The organism is Nocardioides yefusunii (assembly GCF_004014875.1).
In the GTDB taxonomy this organism is placed as follows: Bacteria; Actinomycetota; Actinomycetes; order Propionibacteriales; family Nocardioidaceae; genus Nocardioides; species Nocardioides yefusunii.
The window spans coordinates 1885033-1905584 of the sequence record NZ_CP034929.1 but is presented as its reverse complement, the minus strand read 5'-3'; the positions used below and the strand labels follow the sequence as shown (position 1 = coordinate 1905584).

Annotated in this window: 17 protein-coding genes; 9 read left to right on the top strand and 8 right to left on the bottom strand. The window is 70.6% G+C overall.

Annotated features, from left to right (window positions below; all coding sequences use genetic code 11):
• Positions 1–211: 211 nt before the first annotated feature.
• The 8 genes from EOV43_RS08665 to pstC all read right to left on the bottom strand — a co-directional run bounded on the left by EOV43_RS08665 (position 212) and on the right by pstC (position 11201).
• The gene (locus EOV43_RS08665) at positions 212–1444 is read right to left on the bottom strand and encodes an Ig-like domain-containing protein (RefSeq protein ID WP_128220933.1); all 1233 of its coding nucleotides are present in this window, start codon (positions 1442–1444) and stop codon (positions 212–214) included.
• A gap of 55 nt (positions 1445–1499) precedes the next feature.
• Positions 1500–2105, bottom strand: a complete 606-nt coding sequence (locus EOV43_RS08660) for a hypothetical protein (protein ID WP_128220932.1) — start codon at positions 2103–2105, stop codon at positions 1500–1502.
• A 35-nt stretch (positions 2106–2140) separates the two neighbouring features.
• Positions 2141–3421, bottom strand: a complete 1281-nt coding sequence (locus EOV43_RS08655) for a substrate-binding domain-containing protein (RefSeq protein WP_164878804.1) — start codon at positions 3419–3421, stop codon at positions 2141–2143.
• A gap of 86 nt (positions 3422–3507) precedes the next feature.
• Positions 3508–4437, bottom strand: a complete 930-nt coding sequence (locus tag EOV43_RS08650) for a sortase (protein ID WP_128220930.1) — start codon at positions 4435–4437, stop codon at positions 3508–3510.
• Positions 4434–7268 carry a hypothetical protein gene (locus EOV43_RS08645; protein WP_128220929.1) on the bottom strand — a complete coding sequence of 945 codons (2835 nt, stop codon included), beginning with the start codon at positions 7266–7268 and terminating at the stop codon, positions 4434–4436. The genes EOV43_RS08650 and EOV43_RS08645 overlap by 4 nt, the downstream gene beginning before the upstream one ends.
• The gene (locus EOV43_RS08640; protein ID WP_128220928.1) at positions 7265–9058 is read right to left on the bottom strand and encodes a substrate-binding domain-containing protein; all 1794 of its coding nucleotides are present in this window, start codon (positions 9056–9058) and stop codon (positions 7265–7267) included. The genes EOV43_RS08645 and EOV43_RS08640 overlap by 4 nt, the downstream gene beginning before the upstream one ends.
• Complete coding sequence (gene pstA / locus EOV43_RS08635) at positions 9055–10164, bottom strand: phosphate ABC transporter permease PstA (protein ID WP_239022040.1); 1110 nt, start codon at positions 10162–10164, stop codon at positions 9055–9057. Before pstA ends, EOV43_RS08640 begins: the two co-directional genes overlap by 4 nt.
• Positions 10161–11201: a phosphate ABC transporter permease subunit PstC gene (gene pstC / locus EOV43_RS08630; protein ID WP_239022039.1), complete on the bottom strand. Its 1041-nt coding sequence runs from the start codon at positions 11199–11201 to the stop codon at positions 10161–10163. The genes pstA and pstC overlap by 4 nt, the downstream gene beginning before the upstream one ends.
• 213 nt (positions 11202–11414) lie before the next feature.
• Here pstC and EOV43_RS15705 point away from each other — a divergent pair, with 213 nt between their 5' ends.
• The 9 genes from EOV43_RS15705 (at position 11415) to EOV43_RS08590 (ending at position 20550) form a co-directional block, all read left to right on the top strand.
• Positions 11415–11675 (top strand): hypothetical protein, encoded by a 261-nt coding sequence (locus EOV43_RS15705; RefSeq protein WP_239022038.1) that lies wholly within the window; start codon positions 11415–11417, stop codon positions 11673–11675.
• A gap of 353 nt (positions 11676–12028) precedes the next feature.
• Positions 12029–13099, top strand: coding sequence for an ABC transporter substrate-binding protein (locus EOV43_RS08625; protein WP_239022037.1), 1071 nt, complete (start codon positions 12029–12031; stop codon positions 13097–13099).
• A complete protein-coding gene (locus EOV43_RS15425) occupies positions 13096–14742 on the top strand; it encodes a hypothetical protein (protein WP_164878797.1) in 1647 nt (548 codons plus the stop codon). The genes EOV43_RS08625 and EOV43_RS15425 overlap by 4 nt, the downstream gene beginning before the upstream one ends.
• Positions 14743–14753: 11 nt before the next feature.
• On the top strand, positions 14754–15761 hold the full coding sequence (locus tag EOV43_RS08615) for a hypothetical protein (protein WP_128220926.1): 1008 nt from the start codon (positions 14754–14756) through the stop codon (positions 15759–15761).
• 137 nt (positions 15762–15898) lie between these two features.
• A complete protein-coding gene (locus EOV43_RS08610; RefSeq protein WP_239022036.1) occupies positions 15899–16882 on the top strand; it encodes a FecCD family ABC transporter permease in 984 nt (327 codons plus the stop codon).
• Positions 16879–17988 (top strand): FecCD family ABC transporter permease, encoded by a 1110-nt coding sequence (locus tag EOV43_RS08605; RefSeq protein ID WP_239022035.1) that lies wholly within the window; start codon positions 16879–16881, stop codon positions 17986–17988. The genes EOV43_RS08610 and EOV43_RS08605 overlap by 4 nt, the downstream gene beginning before the upstream one ends.
• A gap of 71 nt (positions 17989–18059) precedes the next feature.
• A complete protein-coding gene (locus EOV43_RS08600; RefSeq protein WP_239022034.1) occupies positions 18060–18833 on the top strand; it encodes an ABC transporter ATP-binding protein in 774 nt (257 codons plus the stop codon).
• Positions 18830–20068, top strand: a complete 1239-nt coding sequence (locus EOV43_RS08595; protein WP_128220924.1) for an alpha/beta hydrolase — start codon at positions 18830–18832, stop codon at positions 20066–20068. The genes EOV43_RS08600 and EOV43_RS08595 overlap by 4 nt, the downstream gene beginning before the upstream one ends.
• A gap of 62 nt (positions 20069–20130) precedes the next feature.
• On the top strand, positions 20131–20550 hold the full coding sequence (locus tag EOV43_RS08590) for a Fur family transcriptional regulator (RefSeq protein ID WP_128220923.1): 420 nt from the start codon (positions 20131–20133) through the stop codon (positions 20548–20550).
• The last annotated feature ends 2 nt before the right edge of the window (positions 20551–20552 follow it).

Here is a 20552-nt window from a genome sequence, read left to right as displayed (position 1 = left end):
CCCCGCGTCGGTCGGGGTCGGTGAGGCGCTGGTGAGAATCTCGGTCTCGGCGTCCATCGTCGTGCTCCTGGGGGTGTGGTGGCCGCTCACGGGCGGTGGTCGGGGTGATCACAGTGGGTGGCGCAGTGCGTGGCGCGGGTGTGGGCGGGTGGGTGCATCCCTTCCGTGGACGCACCCACCCACCCGAGGGGCCGGACCCGTCAGGGCTCGATCACTTGGCGGTGACCCTGACGCGGGTGGCCTTGCTGGCAGCGGTGGTGCGCGCGACGTAACGGCTGTCGCCGGCGTAGGTGATCTTCGTCTTCCAGGTGCCCTTGGCCAGCTTGGGCAGTGTCACGACGGCCTTGCCCTTTGACAGCGCCTTGGTGACCTTGACCTTCTTCTTGCCCTTGGTCAGGGTCAGGGTCACCTTGCCGCTCGGGGTCGCGAGCCCCTTCGCGGTGGCCACGGTGACGGTGACCTTTCCCTTCTTCTTGACGGTGGCGCGGGTGGTCACCTTGGCGGAGGGGGCAGAGACCTTGCCCTTGGCCACGGTGACCTCTCCAGCCACGGTGCTGCTCCTCCACCTGTCCTTGACGCCGGCGTAGGTCAGCGTCAGGCGCTGCTTGCCCGGCTGCACGGCGCCCGCGGCGACGGTGATCTTCGCGGTGCCGGTGCTCGCCAGACGGGCCTTGCCGAGGACGGTCTTTCCTGTGCTCAGCGTGACGTCGCCGGTGGGGCGGTTGGCGCCCTGCCCGGTGACGGTGACGGTGACGGTGCCGGCCTGGCCGTAGGTGAGGCGGGGCCACGTGGCCCGGGCAGTCGTCGCGACAGCAGTGGGGGTGACCACCGGAGTCGAGGAGTCGCCCGGGATCGGCGCGGTGGTGCTGCTCCAGCGGTTGCCGTCGACCTTGATCCACGCCGCGGCGTAGTCGTCGGAGAGGCCACCGGTGCTCGACGAGGTGCGCAGGCGCAGCTCGTAGACGCCGGCGAAGGAGGCCCCGGTCTCGACGTTCGGCAGGGCTGCGACGAGGTCGGCGACGGTGTAGGCGTCCGAGGTGATGCGGACGTACGGCTTGCCGGCCGCGGTGCTCGGGGCGGTGACCGCGCCGGTGCCGGTGAAACGGTCGGTGCCGCTCACCTGGACGCCGGGCCAGGCGCCCGCCGCTGAACCGGAGCGGGGCAGGTGCGCGAAGAGCTGGGCGTGCGTTGCTCCGGTGCCCACCGCGGCTCCGGCCGCAGCAAGAGCCGCGATCGGGGCCGAGGTGCTGCCCGAGGTCACCGGGGCGCCGGCGGCGTCGAGCAGGGTCAGGGCGGTCTGGGTGCGGTGCGGGTCGGCAACGCTGGTGACGTCCCCGCTGAACCACGACTCGGCCGCGGTGGCGGTCAGGCCGCCCAGTGCCGCCGAGACGGCCAGGGCGGTGCCGGCGACGACTGCGCCGGTCCTGCGTGTGTAGGTCTTCATCGATGTCTCCTCGTGGGGACCGGTGGTCCGGTGGCAGGAAGTGCGCGGGAAAGGGTCAGGAGGCAGAACAGTCGGCGGTGCCCGGCTCGATCGCCCGCCACCTCGACCCGTCGACCCAGAGGTCGAGCGAGTCGTAGGGGGCTGCGGTCAGGGTTCCGAGCTCGGGCGTCCCGAGCACCACACGCAACTGGACGAAGCCGTCCTGGGTGGCGGGGAACGCCGTGACGAAGTCACTGATCGACCACGTCTCCGCGCCGACCTCGACCGACGGAACAGTCGGGTCGGCGAGCACGCCCGTGGCCGAGAGGGCCACGCCGCTGTACTCCTCGCTCATCACGCCGGTGCGCGGCTGGTGAGCGAAGAGCGTGCCCACTGCGCCGGACGGGTCGAGGTCGCTCGGCAGAGCCGTGGTCCCGACCGCGCGGTGCACGAACGGGGAGTCGGCGACGTCCCCTTCGGTGACCGGGTGCCCGGAGGCGTCGCAGAGCGTGATCCGCCCCGCGGAACGGTCGTCGGAGTACGGGGCGTTCGCCGGGACGTCGGCCCCGGCGCTCGCTGCCGTGCCCGAGGACGACCCCGTGAGCCACAGGGCGGTTCCTGCCGCGGCGATCGCCACTGCTGCCCCTGCCCCCAGGAGCGTGATGCGTGCTTCCTTGTCCATCTCTGGTGTCACTTCTTCCTGCCGGACCGACCCGGTCAGTCCAGGTCGATCTCGGCGTTGTCGGTGCCGAAGACGTGGTAGTCGGGCGTCACGCCGGCGGCCTCGAGCAGAGCCTTGCCGGCGGGCGTGCGGACGAACGGCGCGGGGCCGTCGGGGTTGTAGAAGAGCGCCTGGACCCAGTTGAGGGTGCTGCCGGGCTGCCACGGAGTCGCGTCGAGCAGGTCGGACTCGCGGACGATGGCGTTGTAGGCGAAGTTGCCGCCGTAGGGCGAGGCCGGGTTGGCCGAGTCGCTGCTCGAGTTCACGTCGAGGAGCTTGATGCCGTCAGCGTCGGCCGCGGTGCGTCCGCCGTTCTCGGTGTTGTAGTTGTTGGTCTTCTGTCCGTCGAACGTCTGGGTGTAGTACCCGGTGTTCAGGGTGCGGAAGCGACCGCGCGGGAACGGCACGATGGCGTTCTTGCGCTGGGACTCGGAGAGCGCGGTGATGGCGACAGGGTCGTTCTGCTGGACGACGATGCTGTTCTGGTTGCGGCGCAGGGTGCCGGAGTCCACGGTGGCGGACGGGTTCTGCTTGGCGACGTTGGCCACGAAGGTGTTCCACATGCCGGCGTCGGTGGGCAGGATCAGCGGGACGATGGTCTCGCTCGCTCCGGGGCCGGTGTACCCGGGGACCTGGCCCCAGGTCTTCCACTCGCCGGAGTAGATCTTCAGGATCGCCTCGGCCGAGATCGTGGCCGGCGCGTTGGTGGTGGTCGAGGTCGCTATCAGCTGGCGGTCGGTGGCGATCTGGATGCGCAGCAGCTTCGACTTCAAGTTGTTCTGGGCGTTGTTCTGGTGGGTGGTGGTGAGCGGGTCGGGGGAGCGGCCGACGTCGATCCAGCCCAGCTTGTCGTTGATGATCGCGTCACGACCGCCGCCACCGCCGCCGGTCGGGCGAACCACGAGGTCCTGGCCTGCGCGCAGGGCGATGGTGGGGTTGAGGAGCTTGATGTCGGACTGCTTGACGTACTTCTCGCCGTTGACGGTCTCGGTGGGGAGCAGGCGCGGGTCGGTGAAGGCGCTGCGGCCCTGGGCGTCACCGGAGGAGTCGAAGTTGACGAAGCGGTACCTGTTGCCGGCGGCGTTGTAGCCGGGCAGCTCGTGATAGCCGTCAGCCAGGAAGTTGAACGAGTTCTGGAGGATGTCCGAACCCGTGGACACGACGTCCTTGGGAAGCGGCGCCAGGTCGGCCTGGGCCGGGACGGTGGCGGCCACGAGGGCTCCGGTCGCGAGGGTCGCGACGACGGCGGCGCTGAGGCGCTGGCGTCGGTTCTTCATGATTGTGCCTTTCATCTATCTGATAAGTGTTGTTTGAAGAGGGAGGAGAACGCCCCCGCGTCGTGCGGCAGCCGTGGGTCACCGCCTCAGACCAGGCCCGGCAGCAGCCGGGCAGCCAAGGACGAGGTGAGCCAGGCGGCCGCCACCAGACAGGGCAGCGCGACCACGGCAGTCGCACCGGTCCCGAAGCGGCGCCGACACCAGAAAGTGCCCGCGAGCACCAGCGCCAGGACCTGAAGTGCCAGGACCACCTGGGTGGCATCGGTGGTGGAGACTCCCGCATCCATCCAGCGGGCCGCCGGGTCGGTCGTCGACACCGGGCCGGGGGCGACAGCGCCCTCGGCGAGTTCGGCGTCGACGTAGAGGATCTCGCCGGCCCGCAGGCTCGCGAGTCCTGAGGAGCCCTCGCGTCCCGCGGTGACCAACACCAGGCGCCCGGCACCCTCGGCGAGCTTGCCGGGCACGGGGTCGCCCTCACGACGCAGCCCGGTGACGGTGTAGATGAAGTCACCCTGCTGGGTGGTCACCTCCACCAGGTGGCCCGTGCGCAGCGAGGTCAGGTCGGCGAACGGAGCGCCGTGGGTCAGGGAACGACCGGCCAGGACGCTGACGCCCTGCTGACCCGGAAGCACGGACCCCGGCACGTGGCCGGGGCCGTCCTGCAACTGAGCAGGACGAGCGCCTTCGACCGCGACGACGCGGTCGAGCCCGATCGCCGGAACGCTCAGCAGTGCCAGCGGGTCACCCGGCTGGGCGCCAGCTCCCACCGGAACCGTGCCCTCGGCGAGGTCGGAACGCAGTTGGTCGTAGAGACCCACCTGGGCGCGCCCCTGCTCGACGCCGCTGAGCACCAGCAGGTGCAGCAGCGTCCACGCGGCCAGGACGGCCACCGTCACCAAGACGTGGGCCGCCTGCAACCGGGGGCGCAGACGTTCCCCCTGGACGGGAGGCAGGTCGAGGACCGCCCCGTGGTGCACGACCGTGCGCGGGGCCACGTCGGCGGCGAGGACGCTCATCGACGGCTCCTGGCTGCACGACGACGCAGACCCGACAGCGCGGGCAGCAACCGGGCGCCCCACTGCAGCCAGCCCGCGGCCAGCAGTGCAGTCACCGCGGCACCGAGCAGTGCCGGAGCACCCAGTCGGCCCAGCGTCGAGGAGTCCCCGGAGGTGAGCCGGAGGGCCGCGTCGGTGGTCTCCAGCGACGGAGTGCTGACGGTGACCGGGGTGTCCTTCGCGTCCACGTCACCGCCCGCCGGGAGGGGCAGGACTCCGCCGTCGGCGGGTGGGAACAGCACGTCGCCGCCCGGTGCGGAGCCGGGCACGTCCACCGGTGCTGCAGGAGTGCGCTTCGGCTCCTTCGGGGACGACGACGGGGACGGGCTGGGGCGCACCGTGCCGCAGGCCTCGGCCCGACTCGGTGCAGCACCGCTGGCGCGGGGGCTGCCGCCGGCCTGGGCGCGGACCGCGAGTGCGGCACGGAGCAGGTGCTCGGACTGCTTGCCCAGGCCGTTGGCCGCGGTCAGCGGCAGGTATCCCGCTGGGAGCTGGCCGTTCGTCGCACCGGACACCTGGCCGTCGCGATGGGTGTAGCACAGGAACGAGGCGAGGCGCGCCGCCGTGGTGGCGTCGAGGCCGGAGGTGGGTACGACCGTGTTGACGAGCAGGGTGCCGGGGTAGGCGGGTGCGCCGGTGCTGCGACTCAGCGCCGCCACGTCCAAGGTCCAGGAGTTGCTCTTCTCGTCGAGGGCCAGGAAGGAGGTGGCAGCCGTCATCGTCTCCGTCGACGGGGCGACGAAACCGGTCGTGCTGGTGCCCAGCGAGGCGGTGCCGAGGTTGTAGCGCTGCGCCGAGGAGGTGGAGGTGAGTCCGAGGACGAAGCGGTAGCCCACCTTCTGTCGTCCCTGCTGACGCAGCGGCAAGGTGGTGGGGTCGTAGCCGTCGTAGCGGCACACCGTGGCGACCGCCGAGTTGGCGTACTGGACGTTCAGCACCACCGTGGCGAGGTTCGAGGGCGGGTTGGCGACCAGCTGCATCACCGGGGTGGGACTCTTGGCGTAGCAGGCGTTCTGGTCCTGGTACCACTGCGGCGCAATGAAGTCGTCGAGCAGCGGCCAGTTGTCCACCGGCAGTGCGATCGAGGCGTAGGCGGCGTTGACCTTCATGCCCCACGCGTCGGGCTCGCCGTCGAGCCACTTCCGGGCCTCGGTGTCGGCGTCGATCCAGGACGTCAGCGCCCACATCAGGTCCGAGCTCGCCGAGGAGTACTGCAGCGCCGCGGCTGCGTCGAGAGACGAGGACTGGGGAAGGCCGGGGTTGAGTGCCTGGAACTCCGGGTCGAGGGTGATGTTGAGCGGATTGGTGCCGAGCGACCCGTGGTTGTCGCGCACCACTGGCATCGTCGGGTACGAGGATGTGAGGAGCTTGGCGACCAGACGGGGCGTCAGTTTCAGTTCGCGGACCCGCTCGCCGTCGGCGTTGTCGATGGTGAAGGTGATCGCGAAGCCGCCCACCGAGGTGGGGGCCTGCACGACCTCGCGGGTCCAGCCGCCGTCCTGGGGGGCGCTGCTGAACGCGGCCTTGATCTCGCCGCTGTCGAGCAATGTTCGGGCCAGGGAGTCGGACTGCTGGACGTGGGTGAACGGGAACAGTGACGACGTGGTGCAGAAGGCGGGACGCCACGACGCAGTGAGTTCGTTGAGCACCACCGATCCCATGATCTCGGTGGGCGCGCGCGAGCCGGAGGTGTCGCACACGGCTCCGGTGGTGGCGAACTCCAGGGGGACGGTGATTCGGTTGCGCCAGTTGGAGGCCGACCACCACAGGTTGCCGCGCACCGCCTGGTCGGTGGACTCGCTCGCGCGAGTGGCGCCGGGGGCGTAGGCGCCGGTGCGGCGGCAGGTGCTCTCGGCGGTGGCCTTGGCTGACTCGGTCAGGGCGACACCGTTGCGGTTCTCCTGGACGGTCCCGGCGGGCAGGTCGTGTCCCCACGGGTCGCATGAGACCCCGACGACGGGGACGGCCACGAGGGCGCAGTGCACGGTCGGTGAGCAGCCCAGGGAGCCGTTCTCGGCGCTGGTGAAGACGGCGAAGTCGGCCGCTCCCTTGCCCGAGGTGTCAGTGACGCCGTAGGTGGTGTTGCTGGGCAGGCCACCGGACTCGGCGCTGTCGGTCTCGGGCGGCAGGCTCACGCATCCGGCGTCCGGGTCAGGGCCACCGGGGTAGGTGGTGCCGTTCGCGCTGCGGAACGGCAGCCAGCGAGCGCTCAGGGGCGTGGAGACGTTGTCGCACTCCTCCGGCAGCGGGTCCGGGGCGCCGACCACGGCGCGACGGTCCGCGGCCGTGGCGTACCTGTCGAAACGCCACGACGGAGTGGTGGAGGCCGCGGCGACGTAGCGCTCCACCGAGGTCTGGGTCCAGCAGGTCTCCGGGGAGAGCTTGACCTGTCCCTTCGGGGCAGCGCCGTCGGTGTCGACGCCCCGGCACTGCAGCAGCACCATCGGGTACTCCTGGTTGCGGGCCTCGGAGGTGGTGGGGTCACCCACGATGCCGCCGGTGGGCGTGGCGCCGCTCCATGTGACGTGCAGTTCCTGACGACCGCGGAGGTCGGAGGTGGTGTCGACGGTGAGGGTCACCGTGCGGCGGTCGAGTTCGTCGACGCTGCCGTCCTGGGCCACGGCGGTACGCACCGCGGTGACCGAACCGGTGAACTCCGGCGTAGGCCGGGAAGCGGCGTCGGAACCCGGGACCAGGGCTGCGGTCCCGGCGAACAGCACGGCGGCGGCGAGCGGCAGGCGCGGCGCGGCCCGGCGCACCCCGGTACCTCGGCCCTCGAACGTGGTGCTCATCGGGCACCTCCGCCGCTGCCAGCACGTCCTCGGGCGGAGGTGCGGGAGACGACGACGGGTGCGAGGACGCATCCGAGCAGCAGGGCCACGAGGAGGCCCTTGAGCTGGGGGGACGCGGTGGCGGCCTCCCCTGCGGTCAGGGTCGTGGCGACGACCGGTGCGGCCTGCCCGTTCCCGGTGCTGCCCTGGGTGGTGCCGAGTCCGAGGTCGTCGACCCCGGCGTCGGGGGAGTCGCCGGCAGGAACGTCACCGGGGAGGGCTGCGCCGTCTGCGCCGGTCCCGGTGCCGGTCGTGCCCTCGTCGGTTCCCGTGCCGCCGGCACCGCCGATGCCGGGAGCGCCGGGAGCCGTCGGCGAGCCTGCGCCGGGCGTCGTCGGGGAACCGTTCTTGCCGCCGCTGCCACCCTTGGGGGTGGCGTCGGGCACCTTGCCGTCACGGGGGTTGGAGTTGGTCGCACCCACGCCGGGCGCGCACGGGCCCTGTCCGACCTTGTCGCAGTCGGCCGGCATCGGGGCGATCTGGGCCAGGTAGTTCTTCTTCGGCTGGCCGGGCACGAACGTCGGGTTGTGGCAGTTCTTGACGTTGCTGATGATCGAGGAGTCGAACTCGACGTCGTCGTCGGCCTGCTTGAGCTTGTTGACCTGCTTGAACGACGCCTGCACGAGGTTGACCGGCAGCGGCGAGTAACCGATGGGACCGATCTCGGACTGGCCCTCGCAGATGGAGTGTTTGAGGAAGTCCACGACGGTCTGACGCTTGGCGGTCGTCATGCGGGGGTCGTTCTCGGCGGTGGGGATGATCGCGTACACGTACGACGAGAGCGGGTAGGTCCGCTTGTCCGGGTTGACGTAGACCCGGTCGAGTTTCTGGGTCAGGTAGTCGGGGTCGTCGGGGTTCTCGTTGATCTGCGCTGACGTCAGCGCCACCGCGACGTTGTACTGCGTCGGCAGCGTGTAGTAGCCGGACTTGTTGAGCACCTTGGCGACGGGGAAGTTCGCCTGGAGCGGGTAGGAGTACTCCTCCATCGCGATCGAGCCGTTGGAACCCGCACTCTTGACGTAGTTCATGACGCCGTCGGAACCGGACTGGGCCTTCTGCGGTCCGCGGGTGGCGCCACAGTTGAGCGGGAAGTAGTCGGTGGCAGCGAGCCGTCCGCCGTTGCACTCCTTCCACGCCTCGGGGTGCTCGGCGACCATCCAGGTGGAGAACTGGTTGGTGATGCCGGCGCCGTCGGCGCGCACGACCGGGATGATCGGGATCGAGGGCAGCTGGCGTCCGTTGTTGTCACGGGTCACGGCCGGGTCGTTCCAGTTGGTGATCTGGTTGGTGAAGATCTTCGCGATGGTGTCGCCCGAGAGGCGTAGGTCGCGGATCATCTCCCCGCCCACCCGGACCTGGTAGGGGAACGAGGTGCCGCCGGCCACGATCGGCAGGTAGGCGAACGAACGACCCAACGGGGAGTCGATGGCTCCGGTCGAGGGGTCCTTGCCGCGGTAGGGGGAGTCGGTGACGCCGAAGTCGGTGGACTTGTTGGCGTAGTCCTTGCGGCCCTGGGCCGCACCGTTCGCGGTGTAGACGACGCGCAGTCCCTTGGCGTCGACGCCGGCGACCCACTGGTTGACGGCGTTGGCCGCCCACGACGAGCCGGAGCCCTGGATCAACGCGTAGTTGGTGGCCCACGACGGGCTGGAGTGGACGAAGAGGACCAGCGACATGGCCACGGCGGTGGCGCGCCACAGGGCCAGAGCGTTGGCACGCAGCCGGACACCGATCGGACGTCGGGACTTCATCGGGACTTCCTTCCGCCGGCCACGAGCCGGGCGATCACGAACATCAGCAGCACGACGACGAGGAGGACCGCGGCAGCGGCGTAGGCGCGCTGCTCCATCTGTGGGCTGCCGGAGGTGACGGCGGCGTAGATGTAGAGCGGCAGTGAGTTCATCGGTTCGTCGAGCGGGTTGGCGTTGAAGTAGGTGGATGCGCCAGAGGTGAGCAGCACCGGAGCGGTCTCGCCGATGGCCCGGGCCATGCCGAGGATCAGGGCGGTGGCGAGACCGGCGCGGGCGGTCGGCAGAACCACCTTGCGCACCGTCTGCCAGCGGGTCGCGCCGAGCGCGTAGGACGCCTCGCGCAGCCCGCCGGGAACGACGCTGAAGATGACGCAGCTGGCGCGGGCCATGATCGGTAGTGCCATCACCGCCAGCGCGAGCGCGGCGGAGAGTCCGCTGGCCGGCATGCCGAGGTGGACCAGGCAGACGGTGTAGACGAAGAGGCCGGCGACGATCGAGGGGAGTGCGGTCATTGCCTCGACGACCATCCGGACCAGGCGTGCGCCTCGTCCCCCGACCTCGCAGATGTAGACGGCGGCGGCGACGCCCAGCGGCATCGCGATGGCGACCGCGATCCCGACCTCGATCAGCGTGCCCACCAGGGCGTGCAGGATCCCGCCCCTGGTGAACGGATCGTCTGGGCGCACGCCGGCCATGTCGTGGGTGTAGAAGTTGAGGTGGGTCAGCGCCGGCAGACCGTGCATGACGGTGACGACGACGGTGCTGAGCAGGGCGAGCCCGACCAGGAGCGGGGCGCCGACCACTGCGGTGGAGGCCAGGCGGTCCTTGACCACGTGCCGGGGCTGGGTGAGTGCACTCACCGCCGCGTAGACGGTCAGCAGGACCAGGTACCAGAGGCCGGTGAACGCGACGCCGCCCGAGACGGCGAAGATCTTGGTGCCCAGGAGCCAGGTCAGCGCCAGGCTCGCGGCCAGCGAGCCCAGGAGTGCGAACCGGTCCTCGGAGGTGCGGCCGTCGGTGCGGCGCAGGACCTCGCGTTGCGGCGTGGCCACAGCGGTGAGCGCGGTGACGGTCTCGGGGCGGCTCGGAGGCAGGGTGGTGCTCACAGTTCGGTCACCTCACTGCCACGCGAGCGGGAGACGATCACCGCGGCGAGGCTGTTCACCAGCAGGGTCATGCAGAAGAGCACGAAGCCGGCGGTGAGCAGCGCGGACAACTGGGCCGGCGTGGCCTCCTTGAAGCTGGAGGCGATCAGCGAGGAGATCGTCGCGGTGCCGGACTCCAGCACGTAGGGCTTGATCTCGAAGGCCTGGGAGATCACCAGGACCACCGAGATGGTCTCGCCCAGCGCGCGGCCCAGGGCCAGCATGGTGCCGCCGACGATGCCGCTGCGTCCGAAGGGCAGGACGACGGTGCGCACCATCGACCAGCGGGTGGCACCGAGGGCGAGCGCGGCCTCCTTCTCGCCGGCGGGGGCCTCGGAGAAGACCTCGCGCATCACCGAGGTGGCCATCGGGAAGATCATCATGGCGACGGCGATCGCGGCGATGAACGCGCTTCCGGCGTAGGAGGGGTACCCCGGCGCCTGGTTCCAGATCGGGAAGTCGACGTCGGTGCGGACGTGGAAGAGCGGGAACCAGCCGAAGTGCTTGCTCAGCCAGTGCGCCACGACGGTTGCGTGCGGCTGCACGGTGAAGAGGACCCAGAGGCCGAAGACGATGCCGGGGACGGCTGCCATCAGGTCGACGAGGCGGACCAGGCTCGTGCGCCAGCGCGCGGGCGCCCAGTCGGTGATGAACAGTGCGGTGAGCACCGAGAGCGGGACGGCGATGAGCAGGGCGACGAGAGCAACCTGGATCGTGCCCACGACGACGGCTGCGATGCCGATGATGTCCTGGCTGGGGAGCCAGCGGAACTCGGTGAAGAAGTCGAGACCGTAGTGCTGCAGTGTCGGGACGGACTGGGAGCCGAGGAAGACGCCGATCGCGGACACGATCAGGAGCACCAGAAGGCCGACGGACCGGAATCCGGCGACGAAGAGTTGGTCTTCGACGGTGTTGCGCACCGTCAGCGTGCGCGGTACGTCCACCTCGCCCTGGGGACGCTCGGGGAGCGTGGTGCGCTTCGTCTGCGGGGCGGTCACCGGGACTCCTGCTGGTCGCTGGGTGGTGCACAAAGATTCGTGGAGCAAGTCGACCAGAAAGATAAACTTAAGCAAATCCCTAAGGAAAGGTATTTCGGAAAGTTGCAGGCATGGAAGCGCGGTGGTCTGGACGCGCGTGGTGGCGCATTGCAGGGCGCACTGGTCTCGGCGTGCGCATGGGGATCGATGTCGTGCGTCTGGGAGACTGGGGGAATGGCGAAGTCGACCCCTCCTGTTCCGCCCGCGAAGCCCGGCCGCGTCCCGCGCCCTCCGATCGCGTGGGCGACCCACTCGATGCACATCATGATGGTGGTGGCGGTGACCCTGGGTGGCACCGGATTCGGACTCGCGTTCGCACTCTGGCCGACCAGCTCGTTCGAGCGGATCCTGGGCATCGCCGTCCTGGCCGCCGTCGCGGCCACGTGGGTCACGGCGCTCAACTACGTGCTCCGTCCGGTGGAGCGTCGCCGCTGATCCCATCTCCCTGCAGGTCGGAGCGTGAGCTCCGCTGACCCCGAGGCCGCAGTCATGTACTGCGGCCTCGCTGCATTTCGGGGCTTGCGTCCTCGCCCTGGCCTCCACTCGAGTGGTCCGGGAGAGCGTCACCCCGAAGGTGCCTGGGCGGTAGGTCTCCCGGACTCGACGGATGGCGCCTACAGGGCGAGGTGCGAGCTCCGTGGTGGCGGAGCGAGGAGCGGTGTGCGCCTGGGTTGTGCGTGGATGAGCAGTTCCGAGGGGGCGGCGATCCCCGCCGACGCCTTGATCTGATCAATGTTAGGGTCGCCTTGCCTAACTAACGTCCGACGCTGTGAGTCCTGGAGGGCCACGTGAAGATCCAGTCCGGCCGAGCAGGCCAGCCCCGACGCCAGCAGTCCCCGATCGTGCCCAGCGGGGGTCATTCTGCGGGCGGGAGCACCCGTCGACACCTGATCGCCCTGGCTGCGACTCTCCTCGTGGGGTCGTCGTTGCTCAGCGGTTGTGCAGCAGGGTCGGAGGAAGCCCAGGACGCCCCCACCCGTGAGGTCACCGACGTGGAGGGCACCCGCATGGACGTCCCGGTGGAACCGCAGCGTGTGGTCACCCTGAGCGAGCCGACGCTCGATGGAGCCCTGGCGCTGGGTATCACGCCGGTCGGCACCGTCGCCGGTCGTGGCCAGTCGGCGGCACCCGCCTACCTGGGAGACGCCGCAGCCGAGATCCCGGTCCTCGGCACCATCGCGAACCCCGACTACGAGGCCATCGCGACTGCCGACCCCGACCTGATCCTCGTGGACGGCACCAGCATCAACAACGCCGAGGTGATGGGAGTGCTGCGCAAGATCGCTCCCACCTACTACGCCGGGTACGCCGGCGGGAGTTGGCGGGCCACCTTTGGTCAGGTCGCCCTGGCCCTCAACCAGGTCGAGGCCGGCGAGACCGTCCAGGACGACTACGACGCCCACGTGCGCGACGTGGCCGCCACGCTCACCGACCAGGCCGACGAGACGTTCTCGATCGTGCGTTGGCAGGGAGGTTCGGCCTCGGTGATCCTCAAGGAACTGCCCGCCGGGATGGCGCTGGAGGACCTCGGACTCGCCCGACCCGCCGGCCAGGATCGCCGAGGACGCGGGCACAGTGAGCCGGTGTCCTTGGAGAACCTCGCCGAGATCGACGCCGACCACATGTTCTTCGGAACCCTCGGCGGAGCGTCGGAGGGGAACCGGGACGCAGGCGGCGCCAGCGACGCAGAGAGTGCCCGCGCGGCCCTGGCCGACGCCCGTGAAGTGCCCGGCTTCTCCACGCTCGCAGCAGTCAGGAACGACCAGGTGTACGTCGTGGACGGGTCCCTGTGGACGTCCACCGGAGGCCCGCTGCTCATGCGCGGACTCGTCGACTCGGTGAAGGAGAACCTCTCGTGACCTCCAGTTCCACGTATGTTCCGGCCCGGACGAAGGCCCCCAGAAGTGGGCTCCGGCGTCGTGCTGCGCGCGGCCTCGCGACCGCTGCGGTCGGCGGACTGATGGTCACCTCCGGTGCCCTCGGAGCCGGGATCCTCCTCAGCCCCGCCGGCCATGCCGTCACACCCTGCGTGCCCACCCAGGCCAAGCCGTCGCTGAGCATCGCACCGAGCGTGGTGCCTCGTGGTGGCACCGTCACCGTCACGGGTGCAGGGTTCTGCCACCCCACCGACGGTGGCTCCAAGGTGGCACTGAAGATCGACGACGGTGCGTACAGCCGTCTCGACGACACGATCCACACCAACCGCACGATCTGGTTCGTCGTCGAGGCCGACGCTGCGGACGGCACGTTCGTCGCCGACGTGCCGCTGCCCGACGGCACCGACCTCACCTCGACCCCGGCGTTCGTCGACGGGACGCACACGTTGCGTGGCCTGACCGGGTCCGTCAAGGAGGGCGACACCGCCCGGACCGTCGTCTCCGACGAGTTCACCGTCGGCGAGCACCGGCCCGTAGCGCCGCCGGAGGTGCTGGCCGCGGACGACCTGACCCCGGAGACCAAGGGCGCCTTCACCGCCGAACTGGGCAAGCGCCTCGTGCTGACCGTGCCGCTGGGCAAGAAGGACGACTGGGTCTACGCCTCGCTCATGCTCGACGACGGCTCGCCGAGCAACCCGTGGACCGAGTGGCTCCAGCTCGGCGAGGGTGGTGTCGTCACGTTGCCCCTCGACGGGCTGAAGGTGGAGGGCACGCACCGTGTGGTGTTGCAGAACGGCAATGCGGGCGTCGTCGGTGAACTCCTCGGATGGACCTCGGTGACCTTCCCGAAGCAGCCGTGCAAGGACCCGGGCAAGGACCCGGGCAAGGACCCGGGCAAGGAACCGGGCAAGAAGCCCGGCAAGGAACCGGGCAAGAAGCCCGGGAAGGACTCCGTCGATCCGCCCGCTCCTGACCCCGTCCTTCCTCCCGTGACCGTCCCGGCGCCCTACGTTCCCGCGCCCTACGTTCCCGCGCCGTACGTCCCCGTCACCCCCGTCGACCCCACTGTTCCGCTGCTCCCCACCCCGGACGTGCCGATGCCGACCTCGGTGCCCGAGGGCGACGACGTCGCAGCCGAGGGAGTACCGCTGCTCCCGGTGGCCGCAGAGCGTCCCGCCACGATGCCGTCGGTGTACCGCGGGTGGTCCTCGATGCCGGAGACCGCCGAGATCCGCTCTGAACTCGACGGCGACACCCTCGTCGTGAGCTTCGGTGCCGGACAGGGCGAGGTCTTCGTCCACGTCCTCGACAAGGTCGGCGTCCAGGTGCCTGCCGGTTGGGTGGTTCCGGGAGGTGACGGCAAGGCCTTCCTCGATCTCCGTGACCTCACCGACGGTGGCTACCGGTTCTCGTTCCAGACCGCAGCAGGCGTGGCGGTCGGATGGACCGGCGTCGACCTCCAGGGGCGCAACCCTCAGGGGCTGCGCTCGGTCAACGACAACCTCGGCGACCCGCGCCTCGCGCAGCGGGACGTGCTGCTCGGCGGTGTCGGCGTCACGCTGCTGGCCGGCGTCACCTTCGGTACGCGGCTCACTCGCGCCAAGCGCCGTGGCGGTGCCCTGTGAAGACGAAGCGGGTGAAGACGAAGCGGGTGGCGGCGGCCGCGGGAGTGCTGGCCTGCGCCCTGACGACGCTCGCCCTCGGTCCCAGCAGTTCGGCCCTTCCACCCGGTGGGGCCAGCCCTGACACAGGTGGCACCCAGGGGACGGCGAGCCCGTCGACCCTGCGGGCAGGTGAGCGCCTCAGTTTCTCGATCAGCGGCTTCCCTGCCGGTGAGATCGTCAGCGTGAAGATCGACGACGGTGAGTTCTGCTCGGCCAAGGGCCAGCACGGTGCGTGCGTGGTGCACCAGCAGAAGGTCGGTGAGAACGGCGCGGTGCGCGGCTCCTTCGAACTTCCCGCCGACGTGCAGCCCGGCAGCCACTGGCTGCGGTTCCTGGCTTCGGCCGAGATGGTCGACGACGACGGCAACTACCTGGGCGTGAAGCCCTACTCGCTGCGTGGCGACACCGACTTCGTCGTGCCGGGCGCTGGATCCGACTCCGTCGGTACAGGCGCCGCGGAGGGGCAGGGTGCTGGCTCGGCAGGGACAGGCTCGCAGGGCTCCTCGAACACCGGTCAGTCCTCGGCGTCCGGGTCCGGAGCGACCGGCTCGGGCAGTACGGGCACGACTGGATCCGGTCAGGGCAGTGCCGGGGGCGGAGGAACCTCCGGAACCTCCGGGGCCGCCGACTCCGCAGGCTCCCCGGGCAGTGCGGCAGAGAGCAGTGCGGCAGAGGGCAGTGTGCCGGCTGGGACCGACGCCACGGCTCCTGATGCGGGCTCGGGTGCAGCCACTGGCGGGACGTCCACCACTGACGGCATCGCCGGACAACTGCCGGGCACGGCCCCGGCTGCGGCCGGCGAGGCGGTCGCCGGAGAGCCGGCGGCCCTGCGGATCCCCGCGCTTCCCGCAACGGCCGAGAACGTCGCGGCCGACGCCGACGGCCCCCGCGTCCCGTGGATCGGAGTCGGGATCCTGGCGGTGAGCCTGCTGCTGTGCGGTGCTCTGCTGACCGCGCTGCGCTTCGGTCGGCGGGCGTGAACTCGCTGCTCCGCCTGCACGACTCCACTCCTCCCCCCGCTGAGCGCCACGACGCTCACATCGTTGAGCAGGACCGGTCGTCCTCGACGCCGCCCGGGCGCCGAGGCAGCCGTGGTGTGCGCCGGTGGAGGGTGTCCGTGGCGTGTGCGGCGTTGCTGCTCGTCCTGGCCTGTGCCGCCTCGCTCGTCGTCGGGAGCAATCCGATCGCGCCGGCACGGGTGGGGGAGGTGCTGCTGAGCCCGGACGGGACGCAGGCGTCGGTGGTCGTGAACGAACTGCGGCTGCCGCGAACGGCGGTCGCGGTCGCGGTCGGTGCGGCGCTGGCACTGGCAGGTGCCGTGATGCAGGCCCTGACCCGGAATCCTCTGGCCGATCCGGGGATCCTCGGGATCAACGCCGGAGCATCGCTGGCCGTGGTGCTCGGCGTGGTCCTGGGATTCGGCAGCGGACTGGGGTCGACGGTCTGGTTCGCCTTTGCGGGGGCTTCCGTGGCCGGAGCCGGGGTGCACGTGCTGGCCGGCGGCTCGGGTCAGCAGCGTGCTGGAAGCGGATCGCCGGCTCGCCTGGCGCTGGCGGGAGTCACCGTGAGTGCCGCTCTGGCTGCCGTCACCGAGGCGCTCGTGCTCAGTGACCAGCAGGCCTTCAACGAGTTCCGGTTCTGGGTCGCGGGTTCGGTCGAGGGGCGGGGCTGGGACGTGCTCATCGCGGTGGGACCGTTCCTGCTCGTCGGTGGCGTCGTCGCCCTCGCGCTGGGGCCGTCCCTGAACGCGCTCAGCATGGGGGAGGAGACCGGGAAGGCACTCGGCGTCCGGCCCGGCCGGGTCCGAGCCCTGTCGCTGCTCGCCGTGACGCTGCTGGCCGGAGGTGCCACGGCTGCGGCCGGCCCGATCGGGTTCGTGGGTCTGGCGGCCCCGATGCTCGCTCGTGCCCTGGTGGGCCACGACCACCGTCGGGTGGCCGTCCTTTCGCTGCTGCTGGGGCCGGTGTGGGTGCTGGTCGCGGACTGTCTGGCCCGGGTGGTGATCGCCCCGGAGGAGACCCAGGTCGGTGTCGTGGCAGCGCTGATCGGTGCGCCGGTCTTCGTGGCCGTGGTCCGTCGTGGACGGGTGGCGTCGCTGTGAGCACGCTCGAACGTCCGCCGGTTCCCCGGCCGTCCGACCCGATCCCTGTCGAGTCCCGTCCTCGTCTCGATGCCCTCTGGTGGCGCGGCGAGACCCGGGGGAGACCGTGGTCGCTGCTGGTGGCACGCCGATCGCTGGTGCTCGCTCTGGGATGCGTGCTGGCGCTGGCCTTCCTGGGCACGGTCGCACTCGGAGCCGGCGAGTACGCCGTGGCCCCCGACCAGGTGCTCGCCGCGCTCGTGGGGCGTGCGAGTGATCCCTTGGCCGGGTACTTCGTCGTCGAACTGCGGGCTCCTCGTGCTGTCGCGGCGGTGGTCGTGGGGACAGCGCTCGGGGTCTCAGGTGCCCTGTTCCAGGGAGTCACTCGCAACCCACTGGGCAGCCCCGACATCATCGGCTTCACCACTGGTGCCGCAACCGGCGCCTTGGTCCAGATCATCGTGTTCGGCGTCTCGGGCTCGGCCGTCGGCATCGGTGCGCTCGCGGGAGGTGCAGCGACCGCCGCGATCGTCCGACTTCTCGTGGGACGCGACGGACTGGGCGGTCCGCAACTGGTGCTCGTCGGTCTGGGGGTGGGTGCCACCCTGGCCGCGCTGAACACGCTGCTGGTCGTGCGCGCCTCGTTGGAGTCCGCGCAGATCGCGGCCACCTGGCTGGCCGGCAGCCTCACCACGATGCTGTGGCCCAAGGTCCTGGTGGCGGGCGTGTGCGTCCTCGCGCTGCTCGGATGCCTGGCGCCGGTCGCGCGCGGACTGCAGCAGCTCGTCGTGGGCGAGGAAGCAGCCCGGGCCACCGGCGTCGACGTGACCCGGGTACGCAGCGTCGCCGTCGTCGTCGGCGTGGCACTGGTCAGCGTCGCCGTGGCACTGACCGGCCCCATCGCCTTCGTGGCTCTCGCAGCACCCCAGATCGCCCGACGTCTGGCCGGACGCAGCAGCCCCGGTCTCGTCTGCTCGGCGCTGGTCGGAGCGGTCATCGTCCTCGGCGCTGACCTCCTGGCCCAGCACGCTGTCGCCGGACGTGAGTACGCCGTGGGTGTCGTGACCGGCGCACTCGGCGGCGTCTACCTGATCGCTCTCCTGACTCTCGAACGGAAGAAACGATGACGAACTGCCCTGAAATGCCGACGACGGCTCCCACGGCAGAGCCCGGGCGGCTCGTGGCGCGGGGCCTCAGCGTGGGGTACCGCGACCGCGCGGTCGTCGACGGTCTCGGCCTCGACGTCCCGACCGGTGCGATGACGGTGGTGGTCGGCCCCAACGCCTGCGGCAAGTCGACGCTGTTGAAGGCGCTGGCGCGGATGGTTCCGGCGAGCGCCGGGCAGGTCCTCGTCGACGGTCGCCCCCACACCGAGTTCGGCGCCAAGGAGTTGGCGCGGGTCCTGGGCATGCTGCCCCAGAGTGCCACCGCACCCGACGGGATGTCGGTCGCCGACCTCGTCGCCCGCGGGAGGTTCCCGTGGCAGGGCTTGCTGCGTCAGTGGTCGCCGGCAGACGCCCGGGCCGTGGACGAAGCGATGCGTGCCGCCGGGGTGGAGGAACTGGCCGAGCGTCGGGTCGAAGAACTCTCTGGCGGCCAGCGACAACGTGCGTGGCTGGCGATGGCACTGGCGCAGGAGACGCCGTTGCTGCTGCTCGACGAACCCACCACGTACCTCGACATCGCGCACCAGCTCGAGGTTCTCGAACTCTCCCGACGCCTGGCGCGGGCGGGGCGGACAGTTGTCGTCGTCCTGCACGAACTGCACCTCGCCTTCCGCTACGCCGACCATCTGGTGGTGATGAAGGACGGCCGGATCGTGGCGCAGGGTGACCCGCGCGAGATCGTCGACGCCGAGCTGGTCGAGGAGGTCTACGACGTTCCGTGCCGGATCCTGGTCGACCCGCTGAGCAGGACCCCGATCGTGGTGCCGTTGGTGGGCACCAGCCAGCAGGTGGGGGCAGCGCCATGAGTACTGCGTCCACGTTCGGTGCGACGTCCCGCCCGCCCAAGACCCCACGCCCGTGGCCGGTGCCGCGCGTGCCCGGCCCGACGTCGGCCGAGGTGGTGGCTCGCTGGGCGTCGGCCGAGGTCACGCCGTGGATCGATCACTGGTCCGCGAGTGAGGCTGATCTGGCTCCGGGTGCACCGGTGGCGTCGACGGAGAGTCGGATGCGCTGCACCTTCGTGGTGGAGTCGCCCGGTGCGGAGCAGGTCCTGCTGTGGGCCAACCGGCTCTCTGACGAGACGGACCTGTCGACCACCCTGATGGATCGGGTGCCCGGGACCGGGCTGTGGGCGGCGGCCTTCGTGATGCCGACTGACTGGCGTGCCTCCTACTGCTTCCTGCCCCGCGCCGGCGGTGAAACTGCGCCGTGGCTCGGGACGGGGGATCAGGTGCAGTTGCGCGCAGCCCTGGACCGTGGTGCTCGCGACCTGCGCAATCCGACCACCTGCCGCAACCGCGCCGGTGTGCTGCAGTCCGTCGTCGAGGGACCGGAAGCGCCACGGTTGTGGCCCGACGTGTCCGGTGAGCAGACGCCACCCGGTTGGCGACGACGCAGCGTGAGCGTGGCGGGCCGGGGCGTCGCGGTGGTCGAACCCGTCGACGCGCTTCCGGCGACGCCCGTCCTGGTGGTGCTCGACGGTGAGGTCTGGGACCAGTTGCACCACCTGCCTGCCGTCGTGGCTGATTTCGTCGGGCGTGGACGGGTGTGCGCGCAGCGAATCGTGCTGGTTCCCTCGGGGGGACGTGTGGAACGGTGGAGTTCGCTGGCCGGTGACCCACAGGCCCATCTGGCGTGGCTCGCCGACGTGGTCGCCGAGGTGGCGCCGGAGGTGCCCGGACTGCTCGGTCCCGCAGGGGTCACGCTGCTGGGCCAGAGCCTCGGTGGCGTGACGGCTCTACGGGGTGTCCTGGAACGGGGCGACGTCTTCGGGTGGGCGTTGAGCCAGTCCGCATCGACGTGGTTGCCCGGTGTCGCCGACGTGGCGCCGCAGGGGCGCGTCGCCGGGGGAGTGCACCTGGCACACGGCGCCCAGGAGTGGGTGCTCGCGCCGGGCCATGCCGATCTGGTGCCGCGCCTGCGCGCGGCCGACGTGCTGGTCGAGACGTCCGTCCACCAGGGCGGGCACGACTACGCCTGGTGGCGACACGCGGTCGTCGAGGCGCTGCTGTGGCAGGAGGACGTGCGGAGCACGGCGTGATCTGCGGCACCAAAATCAGCCCTTTAACTTGAATGATTCCAGTAAGGGCTACAGTTGGCCCCGTGCTGACGAGAGAGCCTGAAGAACTGCTGCGCGGAGCGTCCCTGCGGGTGACGCGACCCCGCCTCGCGGTCCTGCGTGCTCTCGCCGCTGCGCCGCACGCCGATGCCGACACTGTCCTGAAGATGGTGCGCGCGGACATCGGATCGGTCTCCACCCAGGCCGTCTACGACGTCCTCGGAGCGCTCACCGAGGCCGGCATCGTGCGCCGCATCGAACCGCAGGGTTCTCCTGCCCGGTTCGAGACGCGGGTGGGCGACAACCACCACCACGTGGTGTGTCGTACCTGCGGCGCGATCGGTGACGTCGACTGCGCGGTGGGCCACACCCCGTGCCTGACCGCGTCGGACGATCGGGGCTTCACCATCGACGAGGCCGAGGTCGTCTACTGGGGCACCTGCCCGGCGTGCTCGTCCAGCTGACC